The organism is Roseobacter weihaiensis, assembly GCF_020622345.1.
Lineage (GTDB): Bacteria > Pseudomonadota > Alphaproteobacteria > Rhodobacterales > Rhodobacteraceae > Roseobacter > Roseobacter weihaiensis.
This window is the reverse complement of record NZ_JACNMO010000009.1, coordinates 15,876-29,185: the sequence shown is the minus strand read 5'-3', so window position 1 is coordinate 29,185 and position 13,310 is coordinate 15,876. Positions and strand designations below refer to the sequence as shown.

Sequence of the window (13,310 nt, the reverse complement as noted above, 5' to 3'; positions counted from 1 at the left end):
CAGCGTGCTGAACTGAGAGCCTCGACATGCCGCCCCGCCCGATCTTTGACCCGACAAAGGAACCACTGGGCATCCTGACCATGGCGTATGAGGACTATGATCTTCTGGACACCTGGGTGCGTTATTATGAGAAACAGGTTGGACGGCAGCACCTCTACATTCTCAGTCATGGCAACGATCCCGAGCACCATCGCATTGCCGAAGGCGCAAATGTCATCCATATCCCCCGTGATCCCGCGCTCTTTCAGTTCGAAAGGCGTCGCTGGTTTTTGATCACCCAGTTTACCAATGGTTTTCTGCGCTACTACAACTGGATGATTGCCGGAGATGTCGACGAGATCGTGGTGCTTGATCCCGACCAAGGCACCAGCCTGCGCGCCTATCTCAAGGCAAACACCGGCCCGTCTACGCCCAAGTCCCTCTCTCCTTTCGGGATAGAGATCGTCCACAATCCCGACCTGGAACCTTTGGCACTCACCGACCCGGGTCCCGTTCTGGAAAAACGGCGGCTGTTCCGGCTGAACGCAAATTATGCCAAACCCTGCATTGTTCGGCACGACGTCAGCTTTACCAACGGCGGACATGCCAACAACCATCAGCCGCGCCATCTCGCCCCTCATCTTTATCTGATGCACTTGCGGTTCTACGACTTTGAAAGAAGCCGGACGCGACTGGAAGGCCGCGCCACGTTGCGCGACGATATCTACAACAAGCCGGACGCGAAAAAGAAAGATACATGGGCCAAGAGCATCGCGACCTACAAAAGGCTCGCCCTCCAGGAACCGCAGGCGACAACGATTGATTTCCCCGAATTCCGCGACAAGATGACGGCCGAGGCCAAGGATCTGCACGACGGCAAGGTCACCTTCTTTGGCGGGGGCCGCAGCAAGGTTCTCTACCGTTTGCCGGACAGGTTCACATCCCTGTTTTGATCGCAAATCGGCAGAACAAGCCTAGGAAAGACAGGCCGCCGCCGATGCTGCTGGGACCTGCCCTTGCGTCACCGAACCGATAAGAAAGCGCATTTTGCGTGTTTGGCGATCTGCTGTGATGTGCTGCCTGCGAACAATCCGCTGATATTGCCCAGACCGCGCCGTCCGGTCACCACGAGGTCCGCGCCGTAAAGCCCGACGATGGTCATGATCTCCTCAAAGGCGTCGCCCTCACCCACGGTCGTGCTGGAGGGGGTAATGCCCGCTGTTTGCACCTGTGCCGCAGCGGCGGCCATGACCGACGTTCCCTGCGGATCGTTCCGGTTTTCGGTCACGTGGATCAGGTGGATTTCGCCATCAAACGCACCGGCAAGCTGGCAGGCGGCCTCCAGCGCGCGAGAGGCCGGTTCTGACCCGTCTACGGCCACGACAATTGAGCGGAACATGTTTTCTCCAATACAGTTTTCCAGGAACAGCCAAGCCGGTATTTGGCGGTACCGTCTTTGCGTTACATCAAACCCGCCGGATTTCGGGATCGAATGTTCAAGACACGCGCCGGGGAAAGCGATCCGACAAAATGCGGGCTTCCCGCTATCCAATCACGGCGCTTTTTGAGAACGTACCCCCCAAGGCTGCGCGATCTTTCACCCGCCACTTGGTGAGAGGAGGCCAGATGTCAGATCGGTCCGACAAGGGCATGACCTTGCACCGCGCGGTTCTGGGGGACGCGCATGTGCGGCAGAAACGCAGACAACGGCTTTTGATGCCTGTTTTCAGGCCTTTATCACCGAAAGTGCCTGTGGCAGGCTTTGGGAAAGCGAGGCGATCAGCCTCCGGGAACGGTCGATGCTGACGCTTGCGATTCTGGCAGCCACCAGAAATTTCGACGAGATTCCAATGCATATCCGGGCTACAGCACGTACCGGCGCAAGCCCAAAGGATGTCATGGAGGCCTTGATGCATGTGGCCGTTTACGCAGGTGTGCCCCCCACCAACTGCTCTATCAGACTCGCCAAAGAGACCTATGCGGAGATGGAAACGCAAACCTCATGAGCCAACGCCCGCTTTATCCGCACGATCACCGGTGGCACCCCCTGGGCCTCGCGCCCGACTACAAGACAAGCATCACGCGTGCGCCGCAGTATCCAAAACTCTCGCTCGATCAGACCGCCAGTGAACTGACCGGCCCGACCTTTCGGACAGAGGATATCGCCGAGATTGACCGCGATTTGCTACGAAATCATGTCGCCTCGGGCGATCCGATCAGAGAGCGCATCATCATCCATGGCTGCGTTCTTGACGAAAACGGACGGCCCGTGCCGCAGACGCTGGTGGAAATCTGGCAGGCGGATGCGGCGGGGCGCTAGGCGGGCACGGCGCAGGCTGAGGCGGGATTTACCGGTTGGGGCCGTGTCGTGCCAGATTTCGACAGCGGCGTTTTCCGCTTTGAGACCATCAAGCCAGAGCCTGTCATGGCGCCGGACGGTCAGGCGATGGCACCGCATCTGAACCTTTGGCTGGTGGCATGCGGCATCAATCTGGGCCTGCATAGAAGGCTTTACGTCGAAGGTGAAGCGGCTGCGAATACGACAGACCCCGTGTTGCGCATGATAGAACAGGACACACGCCGCATCACGCTGATTGCCCGCAAAGACGGTGACAGCTACCGGTGCGACATCCGGCTGAAGAGACCGGAGGAAACCGTCTTTTTCGACGTCTAGGCCTGTTCCTGCTGTGCCACAAGCCCGTGCAGATAAGCTGCGGTCCCCTTGAGAGCCGCATAGTCGTCCTGCAACACGTAAATGCTGAAATCATCCATGAAATCTGCAAACCGCCCCTTGTCGCGAAACGCGGTATCAAAGCCGAATTCGGCCATGTAGGGCGCGATGGCGCTGGACAGACCGCCCACCATGTAAATCCCACCGAACGGAAGCTGTACCAGCGCAAGATTACCCATCACCATGGCCGTCAGCCGTGTAAAATATGCCACAGTTTCAACGGCCAAGGGGTCAGCACGAGACGCACAGCCCTCCATGATCGCCGCTGAGGTGAGCGTGTCGTTCTTGCCCGCCTCATGAGACAGGAAGGCATAGATATGCGCCAACCCGCGCCCTGACAGAATGTCGTCAATCGCCGCGAACCCGTGCTGGCGGGCCACAAAACCGCACAGCCGCATGTCCTGCTCCGTTCGGACCGGCATTGTCGCATGGCCACTCTCAGAGGTTGCCACAAACGGACCCGAAGGGGCGACGAAAACAGGGCTTGCGTTAAATCCGGTGCCCAGATTGACCACAAGCCTCGGGGCACCGTCAGGGCCGTCCGACCCCTGCCGGACCAGCATCATATCCGCGTCCGAGACATGATCCAGCGCATATCCCTGTGCCTGCAGGTCGTTCAGCATCGCCACATGGCCCGCGCCGATTGATTTGGCAAGGCCTGCCTCGTCCATATCCCAGTCGAGATTGGTCAGATGTCCTTTGCCGTCGCGCACAGGTCCGGCAACCGCAATGCATGCCGCGCGCGGCACGATATCGCCTTCGGCGGCCAGGTACTGCTTCAGCACGACCTCAAGTCCGGGATGTTCGGCATTGCGGTACCGGCGGATCGTCCCGGACAGCACGTTTTCGCCATCGCTGAGCGCGACGCGCGTATTCGTGCCCCCAATATCGGCAACCAGAAAAACCGGCGGCGTTGCATGTGCCATGATGTGCAGATCCGAAAGATAGAGCCGACAGAGCGTCGACAGTTTCAAAGCCTCTGCGTTCTAGGGGCGGCTTGGCCCGAGGTCAACGCAACACGCAAGCGAAAAGCTCAGATCAGGGAAAGGCAACCTCCGGCGTACCGGGCTGCCATTGCGGGAATTTCGGCATGATCGCGGCAAAGCCCCTGCTGGCCAGAAAATCCGCAAGCCAACGTTGCAGCGCCGGCCAGTCCTGCGCCTCAAACCAATTCATGTCGATAAAGGCAAACTGCCGCACAAAAGGAAGGATGGCAAAATCGGCACCCGACGGCGTTTCAAACATCCAGGTCTCCAGCCGGCGGTCCAGATCGGTCAAAAAACCGACCGCAGCGGCCCGCGCCTCGGCCGGATCGCTGTCGGGATAGCGGGTCGCATATTTGGTTTTATCCAGCGCCTCTTTGAAGGGCCCATCGCAGCGCGCGATCCAGTCCCAGCCCCCGGCTGGCATCTGCAACCACCCCTCGGGGTCATTCTGCTCCAGCGCCCAGATCATGATGTCGAGGCTCTCGTCTATCACGCGATCAGACGTCACCAAGCAGGGCACCGTACCACTGGGGGATGCTGCCAGAAAAGCGGCGGGCTTGTCCCGCAGGACCACCTCGCGCAGAGCAACCGGCACCTGCGACGATACCAGCGCAAGCCGCGCACGCATGGCGTAAGGACACCGGCGAAAGGAATAAAACACAGGGGCCATGATGGTACAAAACCTGTCAGGTTGATCCAGTCAAGGCAAGTCGCTCACAGCCGCTTTCGTCCACATCGGCGCGGTTCGCTGAAGCCTTGCGAAGGCGCATGGTCCTGGCTGCGCGGTGCGCCATGTTCTGCCTTGATGCATCTGCTCACAGAAGAATAGTTTGATTTACACATTCAATTTATTGTATATCTTTGATATTCAGCACAGGGACGCCTCATGCGCACCGCCCGACCCCTTATCGCAGCAGCATTGATCTGGAGTGTCTTCGGCCCCGCAAGCGCGGATGAGCTTGTCATGGTCGAGCAGGATGGCTGCCACTGGTGCGCACAATGGAACAAGGATATCGCGCATATCTATCCCAAGACCGCGGAGGGCGTGCGCGCACCGCTGCGCCGGGTTGATCTGCGGGACCTGCCGGACGACATCGCATTTACCAGCAGGCCGGTCTTTACACCAACCTTTGTGCTGGTGGCAGATGGCAAGGAGTTGGGGCGTCTTGAGGGATATGCGGGCGACGAATTCTTCTGGTTTTTGCTTGAAAAGCTTCTCGCGGAACATCCCGAGGCTGCCCAGGTTTCGCAATGAGCCTAAATTGTAACCGTTCGCGGAAATTTTATCTCCCCGACGGTGTAGTCGTTTGCGGCGCTGCGGCATTCTGGGTTAAGGAGCGCGGGTAACGAAATGCTGGATCAATCACCCGCCATGAGCCTTCCTGTTATCACCAATGACATGTCTGCAGACGAAATCGAGCGGATGATGCAAAGCGCCTGCAAGGCGTCGAACTTCCTCAAGGCGATCAGCCATGAAGGTCGGCTGATGATCTTGTGCCATCTCGCGTCGGGCGAAAAATCGGTGACAGAGTTGGAAGAGCTGCTCTCGGCGCGTCAGGCGGCTGTGTCGCAACAGCTTTCGCGTCTGCGCACCGAAGGGTTGGTGTCCCCCCGGCGGGAAGGCAAGGCGATCTATTACCGTTTGACAGACAAACGCGCGGTTCAGATACTGGATGTGGTCTACGACCTGTTCTGCAAGGAGCACTAGGTCAGCCAGACAAAGAATTGCGTTCATGACTGGGGGGAGCTTTCATGATCGAGGGGATATCCGATGCGGGACTGTCCGCACTCATTGGCCTGTGCGGGGGCATAGCGCTTGGGCTGGCCGCGCGTCTTGGCCGCTTTTGCACCTTGGGCGCGATAGAGGACTACCTCTATCAGGGAAATGATCAGCGCATGCGCATGTGGCTTCTGGCCATCGGTGTCGCAAGTGCGGCCACCTTCCTGCTGATCGCGACCGGGCACCTGACCCCAGGCGATACGGTCTATTTCCAGGCCCCCTTTTCCCCGCTGGCGAGCATCATCGGCGGCCTTTTGTTTGGCTATGGCATGTCGCTTGCGGGCACCTGCGGTTTTGGCGCTTTGGCGCGCACCGGCGGTGGGGATTTGCGCGCCTTCGTGATCGTACTGGTTATGGGCATCTCGTCCTACATCATGCTGTCCGGGCCGCTCGGGGCGCTGCGGGTCGGGTTGATCGAAGCCACGGCTCTCGAGACATCCTTGCGCAGTTATCCGGATGCGCTCGCACGGGTCATCCCGCTGCCAAGCACGGCCATTGGGCTGGTGCTCAGCGGCGGTCTGCTGATCTGGGCGCTCTGGCCTCGCGCGTTTCGCGCCAACCGCAGCGCGCTTGCCTGGGGGGGCGTTGTTGGTCTGACAATCGCCGCCGGATGGGCCGGCACGCAGTGGATTGCCCGTGAAGGCTTTGGATATCAGGATGTGCACAGTTTCACCTTCACAGCACCGATTGGCGAAAGTCTGTTGTTTCTGATGACCTCCAGCGGGGGCGGGCTGTCTTTTGCCGTGGGGTCGATCGCCGGTGTGCTGGCCGGTGCCTTTGGCGGCAGCCTGATCAAGGGGCATTTTCGCTGGGAAGCCTGCGAAGACCCGCGGGAGTTGAAACGTCAGTGCCTTGGCGCCATCTGCATGGGGTTTGGAGCGGTGTTGGCGCTGGGATGCACCATTGGACAGGGCATCTCTGCCTTCTCGCTCTTTGCGCTGAGCGCGCCGATCACTTTCCTGGCGATCTTTGCCGGGGCCGCGCTGGGACTGCGCCAGCTCATCACCGGGTTTGTCACATCGTCTTAGGTGTCACCAAGGTCGGTGACCGGCATGGGGCGCATCGGATCGGCGGATCCTCCCATCCTCGGCCAAAGCGAACACCTCGCCGGTCGGAAACGGCGATTCAGCCAGTAAAAATAGCGGCAGCCCCTGCCAGCCCCCTCTCCCCCGCGTCTGCAAGGTGCCCGATTAAGGCCCCCGGGCTCCGGGTAAACAGATGTCCTCAGATTGCCTGCGCAGGGCAGCGATCTTATGTCGATCACCCGCCGCGCATGTCGGTTTTCAGCAATATGCAACCCGTCGTATGCTGCCCCCCCGCTGACGCTGCAGGCAAGGTCCGAAAAACCGCCATGACGGTTTGTCCGGGCCTCCAGAACCGCATTGCAAAAGGCCACGGCAACCGGCTCCCCGGGGGCAACATGCCGCCTCGGTCACAATCCGCATCGCGATCGGGCTGCCAGCGGGAGTTGGTTGCCCCACAAGCTGCGCGCTTTCCTCCTCGGTCAAGATCATCCCGACGGCAACCTCTTGCTGGGCACTGGTGAATGCTGCGCAGGATTGGGTGTCGGTACAAGGAACATGCAGATCGGATGATCCACCCTAGCAGGCGGTGCGGCATCCGGCATGCACAACCGCGCATGTCGCATTTGAAAAGCACCATGTCCGGTTTCGCCGTGGTAATATCTTAGGGATATGACACCTTGTCCCAAAGAGGGTGTGCCATGCGTTATTCAGGTTTCCGGGTCATCAAAGAGGCCCTGACAGGCCACAAGGGCTGGACCCCCGCGTGGCGCGACCCTGAGCCGCAGGATCACTATGATATCGTGATTATCGGCGGCGGCGGCCATGGGCTCGCCACGGCCTATTATCTTGCGAAAGAGTTCGGCCAGAAAAAGATCGCCGTGCTGGAAAAAGGCTGGATCGGCGGCGGTAACGTGGGCCGGAATACCACGATCATTCGCTCCAACTACCTGCTGAACGGCAATGAGCCGTTCTATGAGTTCTCGCTCAAGCTCTGGGAGGGGCTGGAGCAGGATTTCAACTACAACGCCATGGTCAGCCAGCGCGGCATTCTCAACCTCATCCACAGCGATGCGCAGCGGGATGCCTTCATCCGGCGCGGCAATGCCATGATCCTGAACGGTGCGGACGCCGAACTGCTAAGCGTGGACCAGATCAAGGCGCGGTACCCCTTCCTCAACGTCAACGACGCCCGCTTCCCGATCAAGGGCGGGCTGGCGCAGCATCGCGGTGGCACGGTGCGGCACGATGCCGTGGCCTGGGGCTATGCGCGCGGGGCCGACAGCCGGGGCGTGGACATCATCCAGAATTGCGAAGTTACCGGGTTTCGGACCCGGAACGGCAGATGCCTCGGGGTGGAAACATCGCGCGGCTTTATCGGTGCCGGGAAGGTCGGCTGCGCGGTTGCGGGCGCCTCCAGCCGCCTGATGGCCAAGGCAGAAATGCGCCTGCCCCTCGAGAGCCATGTGCTGCAAGCCTTCGTCTCCGAAGGGCTCAAGCCGGTGCTGCCGGGGGTCATTACATTCGGAGCCGGGCATTTCTATTGCAGCCAGTCCGACAAGGGCGGGCTGGTGTTTGGCGGCGATCTCGATGGCTACAATTCCTATGCGCAACGCGGCAACCTGCCCGTCGTCGAAGACGTCTGCGAAGGCGGCATGGCGATCTTTCCCATGCTGGGCCGCGCGCGTCTGCTGCGCATGTGGGGCGGCATCATGGACATGTCGATGGATGGCTCGCCGATCATCGACCGGACCCACATCGACGGGCTCTATTTCAACGGGGGCTGGTGCTACGGCGGGTTCAAGGCGACACCGGCCTCGGGCTTCTGCTTTGCCCATCTGCTGGCCCGCGACGCATCGCACCCGATGGCGACAGCCTTCCGGTTTGACCGCTTTGAAAAGGGTTTGATGATTGATGAAAAGGGGGTGGGTGCACAGCCCAATTTGCACTGATGATTATTGACCATCCTTTGCTTGGCCCCCGGGACAGCGCCGAATTCACTTACCTGGGCGATGCAAGCCTGATCGACCGCCCCGATGGGATGGCCGAGACTGCGGCAGAAGCGTTCTACGCCTACCAGTATCTGCGCGACAACCCCGCCGGTCTGCACCGCGAGCTGTGGTATCACGAGGCGGGCGACAGATCATGGCTGGTGGTGACCCGCGATACGGTGACCCACGAAATCATCTCCGTAGAACTTGCCCGCGACGTGGCGCGCGCCAGAGGACGCAGCAGATGACCCAAGCGAACCGCGTCCCCGGAGGACAGATCGACCGCAGCAAAACCCTGAAATTCAACTTCGATGCCAAGCAATACACCGGCCATCCCGGCGATACGCTGGCCTCCGCCCTGCTGGCCAATGGCATACGTCTGATGGGCCGCTCTTTTAAATACCACCGCCCGCGCGGCCCGCTGACCGCCGGATCCGAAGAGCCCAATGCGCTGGTCGAATTGCGTGGCGGTGCGCGACAGGAGCCCAACACCCGCGCTACCACAACCGAGCTTTACGATGGCCTATGGGCACGCAGCCAGAACCGGCTCGGGTCCTTGCGGTTTGATCTTTTGGCGATCAACGACCGGTTTTCGAACTTTCTGACCGCCGGGTTCTACTACAAGACCTTCATGTGGCCCGCAGCTTTCTGGGAAAAGCTCTACGAGCCGATCATTCGCAGGGCCGCCGGACTTGGGTCACTGTCCCTAAAGGCCGACCCGGACAGCTATGACAAAGGGTTTTTGCATTGCGATCTGCTGGTGATCGGCGCGGGGCCCTCCGGCCTGATGGCGGCGCTGACGGCGGGGCGCGCGGGGGCGGATGTGATCCTCGCGGACGAGGATTTTCGCTTTGGCGGGCGGCTCAACAGTGAAACGCTGAGCATCGCGGATCAGCCCGGTGCCGATTGGGCCGCCGGGGCGGTGGCGGAACTGGCAGGCCTGCCCAACGTGCGGCTGATGCCGCGCACCACGGTGATCGGGGCGTTCGATCACGGCATCTATAGCGCGGTGGAGCGGGTCAGCGACCACCTGCACAGCCCTGATCCCGGCAAGCCCCGCCAAATCCTGTGGCGCATCTACAGCCGCGATACCGTGCTGTGCGCCGGGGCAACAGAGCGCCCCATCGCCTTTGACAACAACGACCGGCCCGGCATCATGCTGGGCGCGGCGGTGCGGACCTATGTGAACCGTTTCGGGGCCGCTCCGGCGCAACGGATCGCGCTTTTCACCCAGTCGGATGACGGGCATCGGACCGCACGCGATCTGATCGCCAAGGGGATCAAGGTGGCCGCCGTCATCGATGTGCGCAAAGAGGCTCCCCGCGACGGCGCCTATGAAACGCTCCCCGGCGCGCAGGTGGTTGACACAAGGGGGCGGATGGGACTGACCTTTGTCGAGGTCCGGCTGCCCGGGGGCGACACGCGCCTGATCGAATGTGGGGCTCTGGGGGTATCGGGGGGCTGGAACCCGAACGTGCATCTTACCTGCCATCAGCGCGGCCGCCCGATCTGGAACAACGCTTTGTCAGCCTTCGTGCCCGGCGAATCCCTGCCCCCCGGCATGCTGGTCGCGGGGGCCGCCAAGGGTGAGATGTCCACCGCCGCCGCCCTGCGCAGCGGCGCGCAGGCGGCCCGAAAGGCGCTCGGGCTCAAGGGGCGCTTGCCGGTCCTGCCCGAGGCCGAGGATGCAGATGTCACCGCCCCCCCCTTCTGGTACGTGCAGGGGGCGGAGCGCGCCTGGCTGGATCAGCAAAATGACGTTACCGTCAAGGACGTCAAACTGAGCCATCAGGAGGGCTTTCGCGCTGTCGAGCACCTCAAGCGCTATACGACGCTGGGCATGGCGACCGATCAGGGCAAAACCTCCAACCTCGGCGGGCTGGCGATCATGGCGGAGCTGGCGGGAAAATCCATCCCCGAGGTGGGCACCACGATCTTTCGTCCGCCCTACACGCCTGTGGCCCTTGCTGCCTTTGCCGGGCGGGCGGTGGGACAGGATTTTCATCCGACCCGGAAAACCCCCAGCCATTTCTGGGCCAAAGAGCGGGGGGCGGTCTTTGTCGAAGTGGGCAATTGGCTGCGGGCGCAGTGGTTCCCCCTGCCGCATGAAACCCACTGGCGCGAAAGTGTCGACCGCGAGGTGCTAGGCACCCGCGCGTCCGTCGGGGTCTGCGATGTCACGACATTGGGCAAGATCGACGTGCAGGGCGAGGATGCGGCGACCTTCCTCAACAGGGTCTACTGCAATGGCTTTGCCAAGCTGGCGGTTGGCAGGACGCGCTATGGTCTGATGCTGCGCGAGGACGGCATCGCCATGGACGACGGGACGGCTGCCCGGCTGGCCGAGGACCATTTTGTTATCACCACCACGACGGCCAATGCGGTCAGCGTCTACCGGCATATGGAGTTCGTACGCCAATGTCTGTTTCCGGACCTCGATGTGCAGCTGATCTCGACCACCGAAGCCTGGGCACAATTTGCCGTGGCGGGGCCGAACGCGCGCCGGGTGCTGCAAAAGATCGTGGACCCGGAATTTGACCTATCAAACGAGGCCTTCCCCTTCATGGCCTGCGGCAGCATCACCGTCTGCGGCGGCTTGCGCGCGCGGCTTTTCCGCATCTCCTTCAGTGGTGAGCTGGCTTATGAAATCGCGGTCCCCACCCGCTATGGGGATGCGCTGATCCGGCGGATCATGGCCGCCGGGGCGGAATTCGATATCGTGCCCTACGGCACCGAAGCCCTTGGCGTGATGCGGATCGAAAAAGGCCATGCCACGGGGAACGAGCTGAACGGGACAACCACGGCGCTCAATCTCGGCATGGGCCGGATGGTCAGCAAGGCCAAGGACAGCATCGGCTCTGTCCTGTCCCAGCGCGAAGGTCTGACGGCGCCGGACGCGCTGCATCAGGTGGGTCTCAAGCCGCTGAACCCGGACGATACCGTTCCCGCCGGGGCGCATCTGATGGCGGCAACCGGGCCCATCGATGCCGCCCACGATCAGGGCTATGTCACCTCGGCATGCTATTCGCCCAACCTGGGACATCACATCGCCCTGGGCTTTCTCAAGGGCGGGGCCGCGCGCCTCGGCGAGGTGCTGCGCCTTGTCAGCCCGTTGACCGGTGTCGAGACCCGGGTCGAAGTTGTCAGCGCCCATTTCATCGATCCTGAAGGAGAGCGTCTGCGTGCATGATCTTGCCCCCCTCACCGCCCTTGGGCACGCGGCCCCCTGGACCGATCAGATCGGCGGGATGGCCATCACCGAGAGGCCGCAGATTGCGCTGGCCTCGGTTACAGCGCGGCAGGGGCGTGAACCGACCTGCCGTCAAACTCTGACGACATGGCTCGGCGATGGGCCACCGCCACCCGGCAAAGCGCTGCTGCGCGACCCGTTCTCGGCGCTTTGGATGGGGCCGGATCAATGGATTGTGGCCGCCGATTATGACGCGCATGAGCGGCTCGCGGATGAGCTCAAGGCAAAGCTGAAACAGGCGGCCTCGATCACGGAGCAAACCGATGCCTGGGTCTGTTTCGACGTGTCGGGCGACAGGGTGGTTGATCTGTGTGAGCGGCTGTGCCCGGCCCCTGCCCGCCGGATGCAGACCGGGGACGCGCAACGGACGACCGTGCATCAGATGGGCTGCTTTCTGGTTTGTCTGAAACAAAGTGAGGAAATGCGGTTCATCGGCCCGCGGTCCTCTGCCGGATCGCTGTACCATGCGCTGGTCACGGCAGCAGACGCCATTGTCTAATGCGCGGTCGGGACCGCCGCATTCTTGCGCACCCGGAATAGATTGATCTTGTCGCGGTCTGCCGCAGGGTGGATGCCAAAGATTTCCTTGTAGTTCTGGATCATCGGCGTGGCTGAGGCATAGCCGACGGCGAGCGCAATATCTGTCATGTTTTCGTTGGAATAGAGCACCAGTTGCCGGGCGGCATTCATGCGCATCGCGCGATAGTAATGCAGCGGACTGCGCCCCGTTGCCTTGCGAAACATCCGCTCCAACTGCCGCGCGGAAACACCAATGATATCAGCAGCATCCGCAACCTTGATCGGATCCTCAATGTGGCTGGCAAAGATATCCACCGCCTCCCGCACGATCTGCGGCAGCATGTCATCTGTGCTTTCCGCCCGCACGGTCGGCACCTTCTGATCGACCCCCTGCCCCCGGACAATCGCATGCTGGAACCAGCACGCAACCTCGGTCGCAACGCCTTGGCCCAGCTTGTCGCTGACAAGATGCAGCGCCAGATCAAAGGCCGCCGCCGCCCCGGAGACGGTGATACGACGCCCGTCAATGGAAATCACTTCATTGGTGCCGGCAATCTGCGGAAACTCCTGCGCAAAAGCCGCCGCGTAGCACCAATGCACCGAGGTCTTGGCGCTGTCCAGCAGCCCGGCCCGCGCAAGCGGGAAAACGCCCCCGCTCACCGCGCCCAAAAGCGTGCCGTGCCGGTCAAGCCTGCGCAACCGGCCCCGCGACAGGGTGGGGTCCGTGAACTCGCTTGTCGGGGCCGACAGAAGAAAGAGCTGGGCAAAACCCTCCGCCTCCGACAGCGCGGCATCGGCCTGGAAAACGACCCTCGCGCTGGAGGTGACGGTGCTGCCCTGCTCCGACAGAATGGCCCAGTCAAAGGCGGTGAATCCCACGATTTCATTGGCCGCGCGCAAGGGTTCGATCATCGAGGTCAGGCAGGCCATCGGAAAGCCTGGAAAGACCAGAAATCCGATCTTGGTTTTTTTATTCTCCGTCATCTTTTTTATACTAACAGGAAATAATTGCACCTTGATAGCCAGTTGTGCGACTGTCTGCCAAAATTGGA

Annotated in this window: 15 protein-coding genes and 1 pseudogene; 11 read left to right on the top strand and 5 right to left on the bottom strand. The window is 61.4% G+C overall.

Annotation, left to right across the window (positions count from 1 at the left end; genetic code table 11):
• Nucleotides 1-26 precede the first annotated feature (26 nt).
• Nucleotides 27-932 (top strand): glycosyltransferase family 2 protein, encoded by a 906-nt coding sequence (locus H7847_RS11910; RefSeq protein WP_227269705.1) that lies wholly within the window; start codon nucleotides 27-29, stop codon nucleotides 930-932.
• A gap of 68 nt (nucleotides 933-1,000) precedes the next feature.
• Here H7847_RS11910 and H7847_RS11905 read toward each other — a convergent pair whose 3' ends face one another.
• Nucleotides 1,001-1,378 carry a universal stress protein gene (locus H7847_RS11905; RefSeq protein ID WP_227269704.1) on the bottom strand — a complete coding sequence of 126 codons (378 nt, stop codon included), beginning with the start codon at nucleotides 1,376-1,378 and terminating at the stop codon, nucleotides 1,001-1,003.
• Nucleotides 1,379-1,571: 193 nt separating this feature from the next.
• Between H7847_RS11905 and H7847_RS27160 the strand changes: the two genes are divergently transcribed.
• Genes H7847_RS27160 through H7847_RS11890 form a run of 3 tightly spaced genes read left to right on the top strand, consistent with a single transcriptional unit; the run spans nucleotide 1,572 to nucleotide 2,653 of the window.
• Entirely contained in the window at nucleotides 1,572-1,985 is a 414-nt protein-coding gene (locus H7847_RS27160) for a carboxymuconolactone decarboxylase family protein (RefSeq protein WP_406675994.1), read from the top strand.
• Nucleotides 1,982-2,299, top strand: coding sequence for a dioxygenase family protein (locus H7847_RS11895; protein ID WP_227269703.1), 318 nt, complete (start codon nucleotides 1,982-1,984; stop codon nucleotides 2,297-2,299). The genes H7847_RS27160 and H7847_RS11895 overlap by 4 nt, the downstream gene beginning before the upstream one ends.
• A gap of 48 nt (nucleotides 2,300-2,347) precedes the next feature.
• Entirely contained in the window at nucleotides 2,348-2,653 is a 306-nt protein-coding gene (locus tag H7847_RS11890) for a peptidase associated/transthyretin-like domain-containing protein (RefSeq protein WP_227269702.1), read from the top strand.
• Here the strand turns inward: H7847_RS11890 and H7847_RS11885 are convergent.
• Together H7847_RS11885 and H7847_RS11880 are read right to left on the bottom strand one after the other, a co-directional pair.
• The gene (locus tag H7847_RS11885) at nucleotides 2,650-3,636 is read right to left on the bottom strand and encodes a glucokinase (RefSeq protein ID WP_227269701.1); all 987 of its coding nucleotides are present in this window, start codon (nucleotides 3,634-3,636) and stop codon (nucleotides 2,650-2,652) included. The genes H7847_RS11890 and H7847_RS11885 overlap by 4 nt on opposite strands.
• 112 nt (nucleotides 3,637-3,748) lie before the next feature.
• Nucleotides 3,749-4,366, bottom strand: coding sequence for a glutathione S-transferase (locus H7847_RS11880; protein WP_227269700.1), 618 nt, complete (start codon nucleotides 4,364-4,366; stop codon nucleotides 3,749-3,751).
• Between the two features lie 216 nt (nucleotides 4,367-4,582).
• Here H7847_RS11880 and H7847_RS11875 point away from each other — a divergent pair, with 216 nt between their 5' ends.
• The 3 genes from H7847_RS11875 to H7847_RS11865 all read left to right on the top strand — a co-directional run bounded on the left by H7847_RS11875 (nucleotide 4,583) and on the right by H7847_RS11865 (nucleotide 6,504).
• A complete protein-coding gene (locus H7847_RS11875; RefSeq protein ID WP_227269699.1) occupies nucleotides 4,583-4,951 on the top strand; it encodes a thioredoxin domain-containing protein in 369 nt (122 codons plus the stop codon).
• Nucleotides 4,952-5,068: 117 nt separating this feature from the next.
• Entirely contained in the window at nucleotides 5,069-5,404 is a 336-nt protein-coding gene (locus tag H7847_RS11870) for an ArsR/SmtB family transcription factor (RefSeq protein ID WP_227269698.1), read from the top strand.
• A gap of 44 nt (nucleotides 5,405-5,448) precedes the next feature.
• Nucleotides 5,449-6,504 carry a YeeE/YedE family protein gene (locus H7847_RS11865; protein ID WP_227269697.1) on the top strand — a complete coding sequence of 352 codons (1,056 nt, stop codon included), beginning with the start codon at nucleotides 5,449-5,451 and terminating at the stop codon, nucleotides 6,502-6,504.
• Here H7847_RS11865 and H7847_RS11860 read toward each other — a convergent pair.
• Nucleotides 6,501-6,890, bottom strand: a pseudogene (locus H7847_RS11860) (aconitase X); the annotation flags it as partial. The gene H7847_RS11865 and the pseudogene H7847_RS11860 sit on opposite strands and share 4 nt — an antisense overlap.
• 309 nt (nucleotides 6,891-7,199) lie before the next feature.
• Here H7847_RS11860 and H7847_RS11855 point away from each other — a divergent pair.
• The 4 genes from H7847_RS11855 to H7847_RS11840 are packed head-to-tail and all read left to right on the top strand — an operon-like array spanning nucleotide 7,200 to nucleotide 12,238.
• A complete protein-coding gene (locus tag H7847_RS11855) occupies nucleotides 7,200-8,450 on the top strand; it encodes a sarcosine oxidase subunit beta family protein (RefSeq protein ID WP_227269695.1) in 1,251 nt (416 codons plus the stop codon).
• Nucleotides 8,450-8,737 carry a sarcosine oxidase subunit delta gene (locus H7847_RS11850; RefSeq protein ID WP_227269694.1) on the top strand — a complete coding sequence of 96 codons (288 nt, stop codon included), beginning with the start codon at nucleotides 8,450-8,452 and terminating at the stop codon, nucleotides 8,735-8,737. Before H7847_RS11855 ends, H7847_RS11850 begins: the two co-directional genes overlap by 1 nt.
• The gene (locus H7847_RS11845) at nucleotides 8,734-11,679 is read left to right on the top strand and encodes a sarcosine oxidase subunit alpha family protein (RefSeq protein ID WP_227269693.1); all 2,946 of its coding nucleotides are present in this window, start codon (nucleotides 8,734-8,736) and stop codon (nucleotides 11,677-11,679) included. Before H7847_RS11850 ends, H7847_RS11845 begins: the two co-directional genes overlap by 4 nt.
• A complete protein-coding gene (locus tag H7847_RS11840) occupies nucleotides 11,672-12,238 on the top strand; it encodes a sarcosine oxidase subunit gamma (RefSeq protein ID WP_227269692.1) in 567 nt (188 codons plus the stop codon). The genes H7847_RS11845 and H7847_RS11840 overlap by 8 nt, the downstream gene beginning before the upstream one ends.
• On the opposite strand, the gene H7847_RS11835 is transcribed toward H7847_RS11840, so the two are convergent.
• Complete coding sequence (locus H7847_RS11835; protein ID WP_227269691.1) at nucleotides 12,235-13,242, bottom strand: GlxA family transcriptional regulator; 1,008 nt, start codon at nucleotides 13,240-13,242, stop codon at nucleotides 12,235-12,237. The two genes, H7847_RS11840 and H7847_RS11835, sit on opposite strands and share 4 nt — an antisense overlap.
• Between the last annotated feature and the right edge of the window lie 68 nt (nucleotides 13,243-13,310).